Consider the following 19,077-nt stretch of genomic DNA (forward strand, 5'->3'; position numbering starts at 1 on the left):
TTTTAACCATTAAGCTTCGCGAGCAACTAAAGTTAAAATGTCATAAGTTGCGACAAGTTCACCACGTTGGTTTTTGACTTTAATATCCCACACCACAACGCCATGCGCAGGCTGAGACGGGTCTTTTTGTGGCTTAGGGGTTTTTTGTTTACAGGTGAGTTCAACTTGGATTGAGTCACCAATTTTAACCGGTTCAACAAAACGTAAGTTGTCCATACCGTAGTTGGCAATCACAGGACCTTGTGCTGCATCTACAAATAGACCTGCTGCAGCAGACACAATGAAGTAACCATGTGCCACACGCTCTCCAAAGAAAGACTCGGCAGCTGCAATTTTGTCGGTATGTGCATAGAAGTAGTCACCACTTAAACAAGCAAAATTGACAATATCAGCTTCGGTGACTGTACGACGCGCTGTTAATAAACGTTCACCAATCACTAACTCATCAAAAGACTTTTTAAATGGATGTACACGGTCTTCATTAACTTTTGAGCCAGCAGTCCATGAGTGGGTAATTTGTGTCAGACTATTTGGAGAACCCTGAATTGCGGTGCGCTGCATATAATGTTTAACCGCGCGAATACCACCTAACTCTTCACCGCCACCTGCACGGCCAGGGCCGCCGTGTACTAAATGTGGAAGTGGTGAACCATGTCCTGTACTTTCTTTTGCAGACTCTGCATCGAGTACATGCACACGGCCATGCCAAGGCGCAATTTTTTGAATAATCTGTTCAATATTCTCATCGTTATTTTTAACGACAGAAGCCACTAGGCTACCTTCACCACGTGAAATAAGGTCAGCTAGTTCTTCAATGTTTTGATATGGCATGAGTGTACATACCGGACCGAAAGCTTCTGTGGTATGAACATTCGTTGCTTGTAAAGGCTGTTCACACACCAATAAAGTTGGAGCGAAAAAAGCACCTTTTTCAGGATGGTCTGCATTAAATGTAAAGCTATCATTGCCACCAAAAACAATTTTTGCATCTTTGCTGAGTTCAGCAACTTTTTCTGCAACGTCATGTTTTTGTTTAATGCTCGCCAAAGCACCCATGGTAGTTTCTTCTTTTTGAGGGTCGCCCACCACAACTTTAGCAAGTTTGGCAGTTAGCTTTTCTTGCACAGTTGCTAACAAGTTTTCAGGAACAAATGCACGACGAATGGCAGTACATTTTTGGCCTGCTTTGGTGGTCATTTCACGGAAGACTTCACGCACAAATAAATCGACAGTTTCTTCATTTGCCTCAGGGCTTAAAATTGCGCTGTTTACCGAGTCGGCTTCCATGCTAAATGGAATCGAATATTTATTGAGGTGAGGGTGGTTACGTAGTTTTTGGCCTGTGTAGGCAGAACCTGTAAAGGTCACGCAGTCTTGAGGGCCTAAGTGGTCGAACAGGTCATAAGTCTGACCGCAAATGAGTTGTAGTGAGCCTTTCGGTAGCACATGTGCTTCTTCAATGGCTTTTACAACCGCTTGAGTTAATTGGGCACCATCAGTTGCTGGTTTCACAATACATGGCACGCCTGCAAGTAGCGTCGGTGCAATCTTTTCAAGCATTCCCCAAATTGGAAAGTTAAAAGCATTAATGTGAACGGCAACACCTGCTTTAGGGCTTAAAATGTGTTTAGCGCCGAAAGTCCCATTTTTAGATAATTGAATCCAGCTATCTTCAGTAATAATTTTTTCGTCATTGAGTTCACGGCGAACCAGACTCGAATAAGCAAATAATGTCTGGATGCCGCCTTCAATATCAATCCACGCATCTTTACGAGTTGCACCTGTTGCATAAGCAAGTTTGTAGAACTCTTCTTTGCGCTCAAGTAAATATTGGGCAATTTGTTTTAATGCATTGGCACGTTGGTGAAACGTCCAGTTAGCCAGTTCTGAACCATTTTGTTTGGCATATTGAACAACACGTTTCATATCAATGCCATGACTACTTACGGCATAAATCGCTTCACCTGTAATGGCATGATAAACAGGGCGTAGTTCTTCACCCGTCGAATGCCATGTTCCATAGACATAAGAAGCAAGATGAGGCAGTTGATGCTCAGACTGCTGAAAATCTGTGTCAGTTGAGGTTCCTTCTAGGTGTGCTTGTTCAAGCATGACCAAACTCCTTTTTTATTTGATACGTCAATTATAAAAATTGCAAAAATATGATTCATAATTTCAGATTAATTTGTCTAAAAGTCAACTTTATTTTGATTTGTAAAAGTAAAAAGGTTTTTTACAATTGGTTTAAATTTAATAATTTCAATAATTTGATGTGTTTTGCTATTGGTAATTTAATTTGATACTAAAAAAGTGATTGACTTTGTTTTTAGTGTATCGAAAAATAGATTTAAGGGTGATACCTACAGGGAATGAAAGAATGGAAAACAACTACCAGAAATTTGAACAAAATATTGCCAATGAAATTACGATCGAGGCTAAGGATCAAATGCCCGATGCCTATCGCAAAACATTGATTCGTCAAATCGGGCAACATGGCCATTCTGAAATTGTAGGTATGTTGCCTGAAGGAAACTGGATTACTCGCGCACCAACTTTAAAACGTAAAGCGGTTTTGCTTGCGAAAGTACAAGATGAAGCGGGTCATGGCTTATATCTGTATAGCGCAGCAGAAACCTTAGGTGCAGACCGTGATGACATGATGGAAAAATTAATTGATGGGAAAATGAAATACTCATCAATCTTTAACTATCCAACTTTGACTTGGGCAGATGTCGCTGCAATTGGCTGGCTTGTCGATGGGGCAGCCATTGTGAACCAAGTTGCGCTTTGCCGTACTTCATATGGGCCATATGCACGTGCAATGGTACGCATTTGTAAAGAAGAAAGTTTCCACCAACGTCAAGGTTTTGAAGCCATGATGGCTTTGGCAAACGGAACGCCAGAACAAAAACAGATGGCACAAGATGCAGTAAATCGCTACTGGTGGCCAGCGCTCATGATGTTTGGTCCAAGTGATGAGCATTCTCCAAACAGCGCACAAAGCATGGCGTGGAAAATCAAACGCTTTAGTAACGATGAATTACGTCAAAAGTTTGTTGATAACACCGTGCCACAAGTACTGCAACTTGGCTTGGAAGTACCGGACCCAGATTTAAAGTTCAATGAAGAAACAGGCCACTATGAGTTTGGCGAGATTGACTGGCACGAATTTAATGAAGTGATTGCCGGACGTGGACCATGTAATCACGAGCGTATCGAAGCACGCCGTAAAGCATGGGAAAACGGCAAATGGGTTCGTGATGCAGCAGTGGTCTACGCGAAAAAACAGCAGCTTGAAGCGAACAAAGTGGCTTAACAAGATTTATGGAAAAATTTGAGGAAATCAAAATGGAAGATAAAAATAACTGGTCGCTCTACGAAGTATTTGTACGTAGTAAACAAGGCTTAAGCCACCGTCATGTAGGCAGCTTAAGAGCACCTGATGATGAAATCGCATTGCAACATGCTCGTGATGTTTACACGCGCCGTAATGAAGGAATTAGCATTTGGGTGGTTCGTTCTGAACTGATTAAGTCATCACAGCCAGATGAAAAAGCTGAATTTTTCGATCCTTCTTTAGACAAGGTTTATCGTCATCCGACTTTTTACCATATCCCAGATGGCATTGAGCACATGTAAGGGGAATGGCAAATGAATCATTCAGTTTTATCTAAATTCTTATTACATATTGGCGACAGTCAACTGGTTTTATCTCAGCGTTTGGCTGAATGGTGCGGGCATGCACCTGAGCTAGAAATTGATATTGCCTTAGCAAATATCGGCTTGGGCTTGTTGGGGCAGGGAAGAAACTTTCTGACTTTGGCTGGTCAATATGATGAAGCTCAACGTGATGAAGACCAGCTTGCGTATTTCCGTACAGAACGTGAGTTTTTAAACCTCTTGTTGTGCGAACAACCCAATGGTGACTTTGCACAAACGATTGTACGCCAGTGGTTGATGGACCATTACCATCTTCATTTATTTACGGCTTTAGCGCAAAGCTCACTTCCTGAATTAAGTGCGCTTGCTGTGAAATCTTTAAAAGAAGTGAAGTATCACATCCGCTTTTCAACAAGCTGGATGGAACGTTTAAGTTTAAGCACAGATGAAGCACATCAACGTGTGCAAGACGGATTAAATAATTTATGGCGCTTTACCGCTGAATTATTTGAATTGAGTGCAGACGAAAAAGCATTGGTTGCAGAAGGCGTGATTCCAGATTTTTCAAATGAAAAAGAACAATGGAACCAAACCATTGCAGATGAGCTTAAGCGTTTTGAATTAAATGTTGCTGTGAACGGTGCTTATCGCCGTGGTGCGAAACAAGGATTGCATACTGAGCATTTAGGTTATTTGTTGGCTGAAATGCAATGTATTCAAAGAACTTATCCGGGAATGACCTGGTAAGACAAGGAGGTGAGCCATGCAAATGATTCGTCATTGCATCGACCAATGTTGGGATGTTCTACAAACGGTAAGTGACCCTGAAATTCCGGTTTTATCGGTTGTCGATTTAGGCATGATCCGCGGTGTAGAGATTAACGATCAACAAGAAATTATTGTTCGTCTAACTCCGACATATAGCGGATGCCCAGCAACAGATATGCTCAAAGCACAAATTGTTGAGGCATTTACCGCAGAAGCTTTGACACCGGTCAAAGTCATGGTCGATTTATCAGAAGCATGGACCACGGACTGGATGTCTGAAGCAGGGAAAAAGAAACTACAAGTTTATGGCATTGCACCACCTGAAGGGTTGGCGCATCAATGTGGAACTCACGTTCATTTAAATGATGGTGTCGAGTGCCCACGTTGTAAAAGCCGACATACCCGACTGTTAACAGAGTTTAGTTCCACCGCCTGTAAAGCACTTTATAAATGTCAGGACTGTCTTGAGCCTTTTGATTACTTCAAATGTATTTAAGTCTTTAGATAAGGAAATCAGCCATGAGCCAATTTGTACCATTAAAAGTAAAAAGTATTACGCCGCAAACCGATCAGGCAATTTGTATTGCATTTGACGTTGTACCTGAACAACAAGAACAATTTCAATTTCAACCGGGGCAACACTTAACCATTCGCCATTTAACCGAAGCGGGTGAAATCCGCCGTTGTTATTCAATTTGTAGCTATGCGGGCAAAGAAGACATCAGTATTGCGGTTAAAAAAATTGATCAGGGTCAATTTTCAAACTGGGCAAATGACCATTTGAAAGTGGGCGATGTGCTTGAAGTGATGCCACCACAAGGTGTGTTTTTTCAAAAAGCAGCCAAGATGGGCGGACAAAACTATTTAGGCGTTGCGGCAGGCAGTGGTATCACGCCAATTTTATCAATTATTAAACAAGTTTTATTTGAACAACCTGAAGCTAACTTTACCTTGCTCTATGGCAATCGTTCATGGAAACAAACCATGTTTGCCGAGCAAATTATGGATTTGAAAGATCAGTTTAAAGAACGCTTTCAACTCATCAATATTTTTTCTCGTGAGTTCAATGACAGTGAACTGATGAACGGTCGTATTGATGCAGAAAAGCTTAAGCAACTTTTTGATTATGAAGTGCTTGAAACAAACTTTGACCATGTGTTTGCCTGCGGCCCAGACGAAATGATGAATGCCGTAGAAAACACGTTGCCGAACTTTGGTATTGCCAAAGAGCGCATTCACACTGAACGTTTCCATACAGGACAAGCGCGTAAACGTAGTGTTGAAGCGGATGCAAACCGTAAAGAAGAAAAGGTCAATATCATTTTAGATGGTCGTGAACTGATTGTTTCTGTAGCTCAAGAAGATGAAAGTATTCTTGATGCGGCTTTACGTGCAGGTGCCGACTTACCGTATGCATGTAAAGGTGGGGTGTGTGCGACCTGTCGCTGTAAGGTGCTTTCAGGCGAAGTCGACATGTTCCTGAACTATAGTCTTGAAGAAGATGAAGTTGAAAAGGGCTATGTACTGAGCTGCCAGACCTTACCAAAAGGCTCAAATGTTCGCTTGAGTTTTGATGAATAGAGGCTGTTATGCAAGAGTTGATCAAAGCCAGTACAGCTGCTGACGGTGTTTTGTTATTAACCCTAAACCGTCCAGAAAAAAGAAATGCCTTAAACAATGCAACATTGCAGTGTTTGTGCGAATTGCTCGAAGAAGCTGAACACAATGCTCAAGTCAAAGCGGTGGTTTTAACGGGTAACTCACAATGTTTTGCGGCTGGAGCAGATCTTAGCGAATTAGCTGCAATGGACGCCGTGACTTTGCAACTCGATATTCGCCCGAAGCTTTGGCAAAAAATTGATGCATTTAGTAAGCCACTGATTAGTGCAGTGAATGGTTATGCCTTAGGCGCTGGGTTTGAGCTGGTTTTACATTCAGATATGGTAATTTGCGGTGAAAATGCCCGTTTTGCTTTACCTGAAATTACCTTGGGTATGTTGCCGGGTGCAGGCGGAACACAGCGTTTAGCGCGCTTGGTTGGACAACAACTCAGCATGCGCTGGGCCATGACAGGTGAGATGATTTCAGCAAAACAGGCGGAGCAACATGGCATTTGCAGTCAAGTGGTTCCGACCGAATTAACCGTTGAATATGCGGTTCAACTGGCAGCCAAAATTGCCAAACAAGCGCCTTTAGCGATTCGCGTGATTAAACAATCAATTAAAAGTATTCATGAAACAACGTTAAGTCAGGGACTCAAGTTTGAACGTCAAAACTTTGTCTGGCTGGCGGCTACAAAAGATCGAAACGAAGGGATTAATGCTTTCTTTGAAAAAAGAAAGCCAGTGTTTAGAGGTGAGTGATGGACTATCAAAATATTATTGCTAAAGAAAAAAATGGTGTTGGCTATCTGACATTTAACCGCCCAAAAGCACTGAATAGCTTTAACGTTGATATGCACCGCGAAGTGGCCGAGGTTTTAAACCAGTGGACCAAAAATCCGGATGTTCGCTGTGTGGTGATTAGTGGCGAAGGCCGCGGCTTTTGTGCAGGGCAAGATTTAGGTGATCGTGTAGTAGACCCAAATGCTGAAGCTCCAGATTTAGGATATTCCATTGAAACTTACTATAACCCGCTCATTAAAACGATTGTAAATATGCCAAAGCCTGTGATTTGCTCCGTAAATGGTGTGGCAGCAGGTGCAGGGGCAAATATTGCCTTGGCATGTGATTTGGTGATTGCAGCTAAATCGGCAAACTTCGTACAAGCATTTTGCCGTTTAGGTTTGGTTCCAGACTCGGCTGGTACATGGTTTTTACCACGTGCTGTAGGCCATGCGCGTGCTATGGGCTTAACTTTGTTAGGGGACAAGTTGCCGGCAGAAACCGCAAAAGAATGGGGCATGATTTGGGATGTGGTTGAAGACACCGAGCTTAAAACAAAGGTGACTGAACTCGCTGAACGTTTAGCGAAACAGCCTACATTTGGTTTATCTCTTATTAAAAAAGCCATTCATCAATCAAGCAATAACACCTTTGATGAGCAAATGCTGTTAGAGCGTGACTTACAACGTATTGCGGGTCGTTCAGAAGATTATCGTGAAGGTGTACAAGCCTTTATGAATAAACGTGAACCAAATTTTAAAGGGCGCTAAGCATGACAGATTTAGATTTATCTCGTGCCCGAATTGCCGTCATTGGTTCTGGCACCATGGGCATCGGCATTGCCCAGTTAGCCATCGTCAATGGGCACTCGACCGTTTTATATGATCTGGACGCTCAAAAAGCGCAACAAGCTGCTCAAGGCTTAGGGCAGACGTTTAAAAAGCTGGTTGAAAAGAGCAAGCTTACACAGCAGCAAGCTGATGAAGCCTTAGCGCGTTTGACTGTGGTGAATCAAGTTGAAGCATTACGTGATGCTGACTTGGTTATTGAGGCAGTCGTTGAGAAAAAAGAAGTTAAACAGCCTTTATTTAAGCAACTCGCTGAGATTTGTAGTGCGCAAACTATTTTTGCAAGCAATACATCTTCAATTTCAGTGACTGCAATTTCGGCTGGCATTCCTCACCCTGAGCGCGTGGTGGGTTTACACTTTTTTAATCCTGCACCAGTCATGAAACTGGTTGAAATTGTAAAAGGCTTAAAAACCCCAAACAGCTTATGTTTGGCTTTAAAAAACTTGATGCTCAGCTGGAAAAAAATTCCTGTACTCACCAAGTCGACTCCTGGATTTATTGTTAACCGAATTGCTCGTCCGTTTTATGCAGAAGGCTTTAGAGCATTGCAAGAACAAGTCACTAGCTATGACCAGCTAGACTATGCCTTAAAGCAATGCGGTGGTTTTGCGATGGGGCCGTGTGAACTTACCGACCTCATTGGGCAAGATGTTAACTTTTCGGTAACCCAAAGTGTTTACCAAGAGTTTTTTTACGAGCCGCGCTACCGCCCAAGTCTAATTCAAAAAGAACTGGTCGATGCAGGTGCTTGGGGGCGTAAGTCAAAACAGGGTTTCTATAGTTATAACGAAAAAAATCAGTACGAGACATTTCAGCCTCAAGCTGTGGTTGCCAAACCAGTCGATGCCCATATTCAGCTAAAAGGGACTTGGTCTCAGCTACCTGCTTTTGTAACGCGTTTGGGTTTAAAAAGCGGATCTGCGAGCGACGATAATATTCTTCAAATTGATGATATCGACTTACGTTTAAGCCAAGGTGAGTCAGCCAATATTCATTACCTTAGCCGTAAAGTGGTTTTAATGGATTGGCACCATGATTTTGAGCACGCAGAAGCTTTAGTACTCAGTCATAACGAACTTTCTGAAGCAAGTGATTTGGCTAAAGTTGAGGCTTACTTTGCCCAGTTTGGTATCAGCGTAATGTGGATTAAAGACCATCCGGCACTGTTAACCTTACGCACCATCGCTTTACTCATTAATGAAGCCTGTGAAGCAAGTCTACATGGTGTTGCGAGTCTGGAAGATATTGATAATGCCATGAAATATGGAGTGAATTATCCTAAAGGTCCTTACCAGTGGTTGACACAAATGGGCGGTGCTTATGTGCTCCAAACCTTAAATAACTTATATGCACTGTATGGAGAGGAAAAATATCGCGCGAGTATCTACCTCAAACAATATGTAGCAAAAACTCAAAACATTGCTACCCAATATTCACGCGATATGACCGAATTTGCATAATCAGGAGTCAACATGGAAGACGTTTTAATTTGCGATTTTATTCGTACCCCAATTGGACGATATGCAGGTGCCTTAAGTGCTGTACGTGCAGATGATTTAGCTGCATTGCCGATCAAATATTTAAAAGATAAACACCCGAACTTGCCGTGGAATACGGTAGACGAAGTATTTTTAGGATGTGCCAACCAAGCAGGTGAAGACAACCGTAACGTTGCACGTATGGCAACACTCTTGGCGGGCTTACCAGATACAGTTCCGGCCATGACGGTTAATCGCTTGTGTGCTTCTGGTTTAGATGCAGTAGGGCTTGCAGCACGCTCTATTAAAGCTGGCGAAGCGCAGTTTGTGTTGGCAGGTGGTGTAGAGTCAATGAGCCGTGCACCATTTGTACAAGCTAAACCAACCGAAGCGTTTAGCCGTACACCTGAAATTTACGACACCACCATTGGCTGGCGCTTTGTAAATAAACAACTTAAAGCACAATACGGCACCGACAGCATGCCTGAAACTGCCGAAAATGTAGCTGAAAAATACCAGATTAGTCGTGAAGACCAAGATGCGTTTGCATTGCGTAGCCAGCAAAAAACCGCTGCTGCACAACAAAACGGTTTCTTTAATGACGAGATTTTGCCTGTCGAGATTGTAGACCGTAAGAAAAACGTAGTTGTGGTGAACCGTGATGAACATCCGCGTGAAACGACACTTGAAGCACTCGCAAAACTAAAAGCGCCATTTAAAAAAGAAGGTGGCTCAGTGACTGCCGGAAATGCCTCTGGTGTAAATGATGGTGCTGCGTGTGTGTTAATTACCAACCGTGAATTTGCAGATACACATGGTTTAAAACCTTTAGCACGCGTGATAGGCATTGCAAGTGCAGGTGTTGAACCCAAGTATATGGGTATAGGTCCTGTTCCGGCTGTGCAGAAAATTTTAAAGCAGACAGGTTTAACGCTAGATCAGATGGATGTGATTGAGTTGAATGAAGCATTCGCAGCCCAATCTTTGGCTTGTATGCGTGAACTTGGTCTAAAAGATGACGATGAACGCGTGAACCCAAATGGCGGTGCGATTGCGTTAGGCCATCCGCTCGGTATGAGTGGTACTCGTTTAGTGATTACCGCAACACGTGAGCTAAAAAAACGCGGTGGACGCTATGCACTTTGCACGATGTGTGTAGGTGTTGGACAAGGCGTTGCACTGATTTTGGAAAACTTAAATTAATTCAGACGGTTTTAAAAATTACATAATGAGGAGAGAGGCGATGGACAGCCTTACAACGGATAATGTTGAGCAATTAACACTTGCAGAGCTTAGAGAGCTGCAAACTAAACGGTTAAAACAAACCCTGACTTTTGTATATGAAAATAGTCCGGTCTATAAGAAAAAGTTCGATGAGGCAGGTGTACATCCTGATGACTTCGTCACTTTAGACGATTTGGCAAAGTTTCCATTTACCACCAAACAGGATTTAAGAGACAACTATCCGTTTGGAATGTTTGCCGTACCGCAAGAGCAAATTGTGCGTTTACATGCATCATCGGGTACAACGGGTAAACCGACGGTGGTGGGCTATACCCAAAAAGATATTAATACTTGGTCGGACATTGTTGCGCGTTGTTTACGCATGGCAGGTTTAACCGCGAAAGACATGGTTCAGGTGGCTTATGGCTATGGACTATTTACAGGTGGTTTAGGTGCACATTATGGTGCCGAGCGCTTAGGTGCAACGGTTATTCCAATGTCTGGTGGGCAGACTGAAAAGCAAGTTCAGCTTATTCAAGACTTTAAACCTACCGCAATTATGGTTACGCCATCATATTGCGTGAGTATTATTGAAAAGCTCGAGCAACAATTTGGTACCGCACGTAATACGTCTTTAAAAGTCGGGATTTTTGGTGCCGAGCCGTGGACCAACGAACTGCGCCGTGAAATTGAGGAACGCCTCAATATTAAAGCACTCGATATTTATGGTTTGTCTGAGGTGATGGGACCGGGTGTTGCGATGCAGTGCTTAGGTGAGGGTGAAGGACTAACTATTTGGGAAGATCATTTCTACCCGGAAATTATTAACCCTGAAACAGGTGAAGTCTGCAAAGATGGCGAACTTGGCGAGCTAGTCTTTACCACCATTACCAAAGAAGGCTTGCCGATTATTCGTTACCGTACTCGTGATTTGACCCGTTTACTCGCTGGAGAAAATCTGGCAATGCGTAAAATGGATAAAATTGTGGGCCGTAGTGACGACATGCTGATTATTCGCGGCGTGAATGTTTTCCCGACTCAGATTGAAGAGCAAATTTTGCAAGTTCCACATTTAGTTCCAAATTATGAAATTTTGGTGACTAAAAAAGGCCATATGGATACTTTGCATATTCGTACAGAGATGTGTCATAACTGTACTATACAGGCCAATCAACTTGCTCAGGAGTTGATGAAACGCATTAAAACCATGATTGGGATTAGCGTTACTGTAGAAGTTGTGACAGAAGCGACCTTACCTCGTTCGGAAGGTAAGGCAAAGCGGGTAATCGATATGCGTCAGATTGCTTAACATCAAGATCATTCAGGGTATAGAATCTATACCCTGAAACTAAACGCCAAGACATGAGTATGAGTGCAAAAATACAGCAAATAATTGATTCTGTTGTAAAGAATGAAACCTTAAGTGGAACTTCGCTTATTTCGACAATTTTTGGAGATTCAGTACTTCATCGGGGTGGAAACATTAGTCTTGCAAGCCTGATTCAGTTATTAGAGCTATTTGGTTTTAATGATCGCGCTGTAAGAACCTCTGTTTTTCGTTTAGTTAAAAATGATTGGTTATGTTCAGACAAAATCGGCAGAACCAGTTTTTATCGAATTACCGATTCGAGCCGTTCGACTTATTTGCAAGCCGAGCAACGCATTTACAACGACCAGATGAAAGAGTGGGACCATTATTGGGATCTTATTCTGATGTCTAGCCTCGACACTGAAAATAAAGCGTTGTTAAAGAAAGAACTCGAATGGTTAGGATTTGCCAATATTTCGACAAACTTAATGGCTTATCCGGGTTGTAACCGTATTGAACTGCAACGCTTGTTGGTTGACTTAAATATGAGTGAGCAGGTGGTGGTGTTTAAAGCCGAAACATTGCAGCTTTTTAATAATTCGGTCGATACTATTGGTCGTATGCTCAGAACCAACTGGCCCATCGATGAATTACGCCAAAGATATCTACAGTTTCTCGATATTTTTAGAGAAATTGGCGTGTTGCTGATGCAGGAAAACGAACAACTCGAACCTGTTCAGGCCTTTCAGATTCGAACTTTGCTGATTCATTATTATCGACGGATTTTGTTGAAAGACCCAGCACTACCGCTTGAGTTATTGCCAACAGACTGGCCTGCGATTAGTGCACGAACTTTATCAATGAATATTTATAAAAAAGTATTTGACCCTGCCGATGAATACTTCTTGTCTGTTGCCGCAACAGCAGAAGGACCAATGCCAAATGCCACAGCACATTATTGGCGCCGTTTCGGAGGTTTGGTGGCGACAAATGAGAGGTTAAATCATGCCTTGTTATAGTATTGACGGTGTTATTCCAGTCGTTAGCCCAGAGGCTTTTGTACACCCAACCGCTGTTTTAATTGGTGATGTGATTATTGAAGCGGGTGTATATGTAGGGCCATTTGCTTCATTGCGTGCCGATTTTGGTCGTATTCACATTAAGCAAAATGCCAATATACAAGATAGCTGCACCGTACATGGCTTTCCGCAAAGCGTGACTTTAGTTGAGGAAATGGGGCACATTGGGCATGGGGCAATTTTGCATGGTTGCCGCATTGGAAAAAATGTTTTGGTTGGCATGAACAGCGTGATTTTGGACTATGCTGAAATTGGTGAAAACACCATTATTGGGGCAAATAGTCTGGTCAAAACCAAAGATGTTATTCCAGCAAATGTATTGGTAATGGGTAGTCCTGCCAAGGTTGCACGTGATTTATCAGAACAAGAAAAAAAGTGGAAAACCAGAGGCACGCAAGAATACATTGAGCTTGCACAGCGCTGCTTAAACTCAATGCAAGAAGTTCAGCCTTTAACATCAGAGGTGGATGACCGCCTGACCTATAAGGACTTTAGTTCTTCAAACTATCAGATTAAACAAGATAGTGTTTAACGGCTTTTAATCAGTCGATTTCAATACAGATAGATTCATAACATTTAGGGAATACTCGCACGAGTAGGGAGACGTTTGTGCAAAATATGGAAACTACAGCGGTTGATCAATTCGCGGAGTTATTGGGTGTACAAGTGCTACATCGCAGTTTTGATGAAGCACGTTGCAAGCTTAATGTGAAAGGCGAGCACATGAATGCCTTGGGCGGCGTGCATGGTGGAGTCATATTTTCTTTAGCCGATATCGCTTTTGCGATGGCTTGTAATGCAGGGGATGCGCCATATACTGGCCTACAGGCTGATATTCGCTATATGAGCGGTGCGAAAGATAAGGTGTTATTTGCAACTGCAACCAAGGTCGGAAGTAGTAAAAAATTCGCGCATTATGAAGTTCTAATAACAGACGGTTTGAATAATAGAGTCGCGTTGTTTACATCTACGTGTTACAGACTTGCGCCGTGATATGTATTTATGGGGCGAGGAGACTCAGAGCAGAAATTATTTAAATTAATAAAAGCGTTGAATAGGCTGGTTATGTTCCAAAGCTAAGTCATAGTTATCGTACTTAGCTTTGGTTTATTGAAAAGGGTGTGCTTTAGTTAGACTACATTAGCTACTCACCTCTTATACATAATGAGTCGTGAAGGGGCTTTATTTTTCAGGGTCTAGATAAACAACACCTAAATTAACTTTTTTATAAGGTCTGGATTCACCTTCATCAGCTTTTATTCTTTTATATTTCTCCTCAGAATAGTCTATATCCTTTACCTTAAACCCATCAAAACTAATATAAATTAAAGCAGCCATGTTAGAGTACTCATGCATGTCTGGTTTAAAAAGGTAATATTTTTTTGCAATAGGTTTTAATGTGAAACTACCATCTTTATTTAAAACAAGCTCGGGAGCATCATTTGGAGTTAAGCCATTGAATCCAATAAAGCCTTTTTGTTGTCTTAAAGGTTCTTTCGTAGCATTATTATAAATATAGCCTGTCACTTCTGGAGTAAGATAAATTTCTTTCTGCGAGCAAGCTGAAAGAGTTACTGTCATACAAAAAAAGAGTAGCAGTGTTATTATTTTTTTCATTGTTTTGAGATTCCTGAAATAAATAAAAGCCCAGTTACATCTTTTTTATTTGCAACCATATTTTTATCCCAATTTGGAATTGCTGTTAAATTACCTTTGGCATATTTCATCAAATCTATTTCTCCTGATGTAGGATAGCTTGTCCCAGATTTTGGAACTTGCCAAATCTCTGATGAACCATGATGCGTTATAGAATCCATGACTCCTCCATAAGCTTCTACAATAGCATGGCCTGTTTCATGAGCTATTGTTTCTTTAAATGATTTGTCCGATACCGTTTCTGGATAGAATCCCCACGTTGTTCTATCAAAATATAAATATCCAGTTATATATGCTGTTTTTCTTGATAGGGCTGAATTTGAACTTCTAAACATTGGGTCATTTGGATCAACATTGGTGACATATGTTAATTTCATTTCTGGCATAGCATTTACTTTAGAGATTTTTGCTTTTACAAAAACTTCATAGTTTTTGCCATCTAAAGAAATATTTTTACCCGTTGCATGGAATTGATTTCTACTCCAATAATAATTAATTCCATCAATTGATAATTGTAGAAGTTGTGAAAAATCCTTAGTTTGTGTTGAATAAGGTTGCACTCGACGTATTTTTATTTGACTTGCTGGGACCAAGTGTCCGTTATAAAGACCTTTAGCACCACCATCAACAAAATTAACTCTAAGGGTAATATCTACTTTTAATTTTTTTCTATTAATTACAACATCCATCCAGTCTTTATTAAAATATTTAAAATTAAAAGTTTTTTCATCTAAGGCTATAGCACTACCCCCATTAATACCTTTAACTCTAAACATGACACCACTTGAGCCTGTCATGAATTTACTATCATATATGTCCTGAATGAATCCATCCCATTGGATTTTAAATTCTTTAGTACCTTGAAATGCCCCCTCGATTCTTTTTACTTCTATAAATTTTCCATCTTTTTTAACTTCTAAGACGATAGCTTCAAATATTGCATTAATAGTTGAACCAGAGAAAATTAAATTGCTATTACTTGGAGAACCATCTGGCTTAGGTGCTCCTAAAGGTATAAATGGTTTAACCATTACATCTTTTAAAACAATTTTATTTTTCTTTATTGCATCATCCATAAAATTGTTTTTCTGTTGAGTATTGGTGGGCTGAAAACTAGAATTTGTGGTACTTGAGCTTCCACTACCACTTTCACCAACAACATGACTTTGTTGAGGTAGAATAGTTGCACCGCATGTTACCTTATCCCCAGCATAAGCTACTGGTTTGCCATCCATAATCACATGATCATGACTTTTAACCACTGTAGACCAACACTTACATTTAGGGCACATATGCCCATCGCCAGCTCTAACGAATAAATTACCTAGCTGTGAACTTCTAGATTGAGTTGATGGAATAATTCCGCCATGATCAGTAATAGCATTGTGAATAGCAAAACCTTTAGCCATGTTTGAATCCTCGAGAGTCATCATGGTTTAAAAAGTTTTTAGGAGTTGGTTGATCTTGAAAAATTCGGATAGCAACTGAAGTATTGGGACTATCAATAATTTCATCGCCATTTTCCAAGCGGCTTCCTACTAAAGCTACTGACTTTCCATTAACAATGCAGGAAACACCTGCACCTGAAATAATTTTAGAAGTGGTTCCATCGGTATATATAGCTTCATCGCCTATAGAGGCAATAGTAATACCACCAATATTATAGTTAGCATTTAAAGCTCTAACTAAGCCACCATTTCGCGTTTTTGAACCATTCATAGCAAGATAATACACAGTGTGTGGTTTGTTATGATAATAAAGCTGTTCTGCCTCTATAGCTTGAGTAATCTCTTCTTCAGATAATTTGAATAATTGCTCTACAGGTAATTCATTTAAAAACTTTGGTGTAGCCAAACTATAAGCCCTTTTTATTTTCATAAGTAGATTGAATAATAACAAATAAAAATATACAGATCTGTCTATTTTTTTGTAAATTCAAAGAATTCATATGATTGAAGAGTCACGAACCTATATGTTTAGGGGGGGCTTGTGTGGTTGTATTAATTATTTACTTTTCTAAGAAACATATTTAGGTTCGAATCGAAATATTCTTTTTTTGCTTGATTAAATAATTTTCTTGACCCTAAGTTTTCAAAATTTACATATAGTTTTTGTTCTTTAACGTTTTTATAAAAGACTGAATAGAGCTTATATGAAACTTATCTGTTCAATAAGTAAAAACCTGAGTATTTCTAATTGGCTGATAGACCAGATTGTATCTAAATTGCCGCATTAAATCTTTTGAAATTGGTTGAGGTTGTTGTATTTGCATCATCAAAAGCTGTAAAAACTGTCCATGACTAAACACAGCCAAATTCTTTTGGCATAAGTTTCAGTCAATACCTTTAACTTCTCATGGAAAGCTTGAACTCGAAAATACAGATCTTCAAAAGATTCGGCATCATCGGCATCTTTGTGCTGATAATCCATTTTCTCCCAATATGCATTTACCCAAGCTTTACGGTCATCCATATTGGTATTGGCACACTTACGCTCAGACAAATAGTTAAACTCATGCAAATGTTCATCTACTTCAAAAGTGAGATTATATTTTTCTAGTAGTGGGGCAGCGGTTTGATGTGTACGGAAATATTGAGAAACAATCACATGATCAATTTTAGGCAGTTTTAAACAGAGTTCTTGGGCTTGTTTATGTCCATTTTCACTTAAAGCAATTGAAGCATGTGAAAGGGTTTTTCCATTAATATTGGCTTCACTTTCAGCATGTCTGATCAGAAAAATACTCATATTGATTCCGTTGAATTCTTTATATTGATAGAGCTTATCAAAGGGGGTGTCTGGAATTTTTCGCTTATAGAGTGTGCAATATAAACTAAAAACAAAAACAATAAAAAGTAGAGAATTAATAGGAAAGGAAGTGTATTAATTATTTAAAAAATATTTTTTAATCTTAAAGACTAATGGTTTGAAAAACTCTGATTTTTTGTTTAATTAATAGTTATAATTAAGGAATTATAATTTTATTCATGATACCCATGCAAAATAAATTTTCTTGTTTTTATCATCCAACTGAAAACACTGAATTGAAAAATATTTGGGAAGATCCTGAGACAGTTTTCATTTTTGATACTAATGTTTTATTAAGTTTATATTCCTTTCAACCAGAGGGTCGTCAAGATTTTTTTAAAATTTTATCTAAGATAGAAAGCCGCATATGGATTCCTTTCCATGTTGGGTTAGAGTTTCAAAAAAACAGACTAAATGTTATAAAAAAAAGAAGGAATTCCTTCAATGACTTAAATAAAGAGATTGATAAACTAATAGATACAATAAAATTTGATAAAAAACCTTTTAGTACAATATCAAATGTTTTCTCATTAAAAAAGAATTATCAGCCAGTTCAAGAAAAGCTAGATACAACTTTATCTGAAATAAGTAAATTGTTTAAAGAGTTAGACAGTACTTTAAAATTTCATCTTAAAGAAATTAAAGATGAAGTTAAAGCCTTAGATAAAGATAGAATTTTTATAAATTCCGATGATTTTATTCGAAAAGAAATCGATAAATTATTTGATGAAAAAAAAGTGGGTTCTAATACATTTGATACACAGGAAAAATTAGAGAATTTATATAAAGAGGGAGAGCAACGTTATGAGAATGGTATCCCTCCTGGTTATAAAGATATTTCAAAAGAAGAGGAAGAATTTTTCTTTGATGGATTGAATTATAAAAGAAAATTTGGGGATCTAATTATTTTTAAACAAATAATTGAATTTTCTAAGGAAAGAAATATTAAAAATATTATTTTTGTTTCAGAAGATGTAAAAGAAGACTGGCGAAGTATAGAAGAATTTGAAGGCACTAAAATTTTAGGTGCAAGACCTGAATTAAAAAGAGAACTTAATAAGGAAGCTTCTGTTGAAAATTTTTTAATCTATCAAATAGAAGAGTTTATGCAAAAAACAAATGACTATTTAGATATAAAAATTGAATTAGATACATTAAAGAGTATTAAACTTTCTTTGGAAGAAGAGAAAAGAATGTATGACGAGCATTTAAGAATTCAACGCATGAATATAGAACAACTTAAAGCTCAAGAGGCATTAAGAGACCATGTTGCAGCTCAAAGAGTTGTCGGAAGAGAATATGAAGCATTGAGAGATCATATTGCAGCTCAGCAAATGGTTGGAAGCCAGTTAAAAGAACATGAAACATTGATGAGAGGCCATGTTGCAGCTCAACAAATGATTGGAAAAGAATATGAAGCATTGAGAAATTATATTGCAGCTCAGAGAATGGTTGGAAGCCAGTTAAAAGCACATGAAGCATTGAAAGGGCATGTTGCAGCTCAACAAATGATTGGAAAAGAATATGAAGCACTAAGAGATCATATTGCAGCTCAGCAAGCATTTGAAGATCAGATTAAAGCCCAAAGAAGTTATGATGAAAAATTTTTCGATGAACAAGATTTAGATGAAGAATAGTTTTGGGTTATCTAAAGCTCTCTCCAAAACAGCCTCTCAAGGCTGTTTTTTTATCCCCCTCTACAACCCCCACTTAACAATAACCCACTCATTATTTAGCCTTACTTTTCTAATGATTTAATTTAAAACAAATGGCATTTTGCATGCTTGACTGCAATAGGGTTGGGCACTATTCTTTGCCTGCTGGCCTACATTGCCAGACGGTCGTCGCGGACCGATTACA

18 protein-coding genes and 1 pseudogene are annotated in these 19,077 nt (G+C 39.6%); 14 read left to right on the top strand and 5 right to left on the bottom strand.

Going from position 1 to position 19,077, the window contains the following annotated elements; all coding sequences use genetic code 11:
- Positions 1 to 9: 9 nt before the first annotated feature.
- Positions 10 to 2,112 carry a phenylacetic acid degradation bifunctional protein PaaZ gene (gene paaZ, locus J690_RS05170; RefSeq protein ID WP_032034513.1) on the bottom strand — a complete coding sequence of 701 codons (2,103 nt, stop codon included), beginning with the start codon at positions 2,110 to 2,112 and terminating at the stop codon, positions 10 to 12.
- Between the two features lie 265 nt (positions 2,113 to 2,377).
- Here paaZ and paaA point away from each other — a divergent pair, with 265 nt between their 5' ends.
- The 13 genes from paaA to J690_RS05235 all read left to right on the top strand — a co-directional run bounded on the left by paaA (position 2,378) and on the right by J690_RS05235 (position 13,746).
- Positions 2,378 to 3,316: a 1,2-phenylacetyl-CoA epoxidase subunit PaaA gene (gene paaA, locus J690_RS05175; RefSeq protein WP_014206395.1), complete on the top strand. Its 939-nt coding sequence runs from the start codon at positions 2,378 to 2,380 to the stop codon at positions 3,314 to 3,316.
- Between the two features lie 32 nt (positions 3,317 to 3,348).
- Positions 3,349 to 3,639, top strand: a complete 291-nt coding sequence (gene paaB / locus J690_RS05180; RefSeq protein ID WP_000389648.1) for a 1,2-phenylacetyl-CoA epoxidase subunit PaaB — start codon at positions 3,349 to 3,351, stop codon at positions 3,637 to 3,639.
- 12 nt (positions 3,640 to 3,651) lie between these two features.
- Complete coding sequence (gene paaC, locus J690_RS05185) at positions 3,652 to 4,407, top strand: 1,2-phenylacetyl-CoA epoxidase subunit PaaC (protein ID WP_032034515.1); 756 nt, start codon at positions 3,652 to 3,654, stop codon at positions 4,405 to 4,407.
- Between the two features lie 16 nt (positions 4,408 to 4,423).
- Entirely contained in the window at positions 4,424 to 4,924 is a 501-nt protein-coding gene (gene paaD / locus J690_RS05190; protein ID WP_001177938.1) for a 1,2-phenylacetyl-CoA epoxidase subunit PaaD, read from the top strand.
- Between the two features lie 23 nt (positions 4,925 to 4,947).
- Positions 4,948 to 6,009, top strand: a complete 1,062-nt coding sequence (gene paaE / locus J690_RS05195; RefSeq protein WP_004709490.1) for a 1,2-phenylacetyl-CoA epoxidase subunit PaaE — start codon at positions 4,948 to 4,950, stop codon at positions 6,007 to 6,009.
- Between the two features lie 8 nt (positions 6,010 to 6,017).
- On the top strand, positions 6,018 to 6,791 hold the full coding sequence (locus J690_RS05200; RefSeq protein ID WP_032034517.1) for an enoyl-CoA hydratase-related protein: 774 nt from the start codon (positions 6,018 to 6,020) through the stop codon (positions 6,789 to 6,791).
- Entirely contained in the window at positions 6,791 to 7,582 is a 792-nt protein-coding gene (paaG, locus tag J690_RS05205; protein WP_032034519.1) for a 2-(1,2-epoxy-1,2-dihydrophenyl)acetyl-CoA isomerase PaaG, read from the top strand. Before J690_RS05200 ends, paaG begins: the two co-directional genes overlap by 1 nt.
- 2 nt (positions 7,583 to 7,584) lie before the next feature.
- Positions 7,585 to 9,123, top strand: a complete 1,539-nt coding sequence (locus J690_RS05210; protein ID WP_032034521.1) for a 3-hydroxyacyl-CoA dehydrogenase — start codon at positions 7,585 to 7,587, stop codon at positions 9,121 to 9,123.
- A gap of 12 nt (positions 9,124 to 9,135) precedes the next feature.
- Entirely contained in the window at positions 9,136 to 10,344 is a 1,209-nt protein-coding gene (gene pcaF / locus J690_RS05215) for a 3-oxoadipyl-CoA thiolase (RefSeq protein WP_000390396.1), read from the top strand.
- A gap of 40 nt (positions 10,345 to 10,384) precedes the next feature.
- A complete protein-coding gene (gene paaK / locus J690_RS05220; RefSeq protein WP_017481515.1) occupies positions 10,385 to 11,674 on the top strand; it encodes a phenylacetate--CoA ligase PaaK in 1,290 nt (429 codons plus the stop codon).
- A gap of 53 nt (positions 11,675 to 11,727) precedes the next feature.
- Entirely contained in the window at positions 11,728 to 12,693 is a 966-nt protein-coding gene (gene paaX, locus J690_RS05225) for a phenylacetic acid degradation operon negative regulatory protein PaaX (protein ID WP_081404535.1), read from the top strand.
- Positions 12,680 to 13,285 (top strand): DapH/DapD/GlmU-related protein, encoded by a 606-nt coding sequence (locus tag J690_RS05230; protein ID WP_032034523.1) that lies wholly within the window; start codon positions 12,680 to 12,682, stop codon positions 13,283 to 13,285. Before paaX ends, J690_RS05230 begins: the two co-directional genes overlap by 14 nt.
- 77 nt (positions 13,286 to 13,362) lie before the next feature.
- A complete protein-coding gene (locus J690_RS05235) occupies positions 13,363 to 13,746 on the top strand; it encodes a PaaI family thioesterase (protein WP_032034525.1) in 384 nt (127 codons plus the stop codon).
- Between the two features lie 189 nt (positions 13,747 to 13,935).
- Here J690_RS05235 and J690_RS05240 read toward each other — a convergent pair whose 3' ends face one another.
- The 4 genes and pseudogenes from J690_RS05240 to J690_RS05250 form a co-directional block, all read right to left on the bottom strand.
- Complete coding sequence (locus J690_RS05240; protein WP_032034527.1) at positions 13,936 to 14,370, bottom strand: hypothetical protein; 435 nt, start codon at positions 14,368 to 14,370, stop codon at positions 13,936 to 13,938.
- Between the two features lie 1,151 nt (positions 14,371 to 15,521).
- Positions 15,522 to 15,818 (bottom strand): annotated as a pseudogene (locus tag J690_RS0103955) (PAAR domain-containing protein); the annotation flags it as partial.
- The gene (locus tag J690_RS05245; protein ID WP_155762586.1) at positions 15,811 to 16,263 is read right to left on the bottom strand and encodes a PAAR domain-containing protein; all 453 of its coding nucleotides are present in this window, start codon (positions 16,261 to 16,263) and stop codon (positions 15,811 to 15,813) included. The pseudogene J690_RS0103955 and the gene J690_RS05245, both read right to left, overlap by 8 nt.
- Positions 16,264 to 16,683: 420 nt before the next feature.
- Positions 16,684 to 17,157, bottom strand: coding sequence for a histidine phosphatase family protein (locus tag J690_RS05250; protein WP_228132991.1), 474 nt, complete (start codon positions 17,155 to 17,157; stop codon positions 16,684 to 16,686).
- A 248-nt stretch (positions 17,158 to 17,405) separates the two neighbouring features.
- On the opposite strand from J690_RS05250, the gene J690_RS0103960 reads away from it, so the two are divergent.
- Entirely contained in the window at positions 17,406 to 18,854 is a 1,449-nt protein-coding gene (locus J690_RS0103960; protein ID WP_050688031.1) for a PIN-like domain-containing protein, read from the top strand.
- Positions 18,855 to 19,077: the final 223 nt, after the last annotated feature.

The sequence above is a fragment of the Acinetobacter sp. 742879 genome, assembly GCF_000588535.1.
GTDB lineage: Bacteria > Pseudomonadota > Gammaproteobacteria > Pseudomonadales > Moraxellaceae > Acinetobacter > Acinetobacter pittii.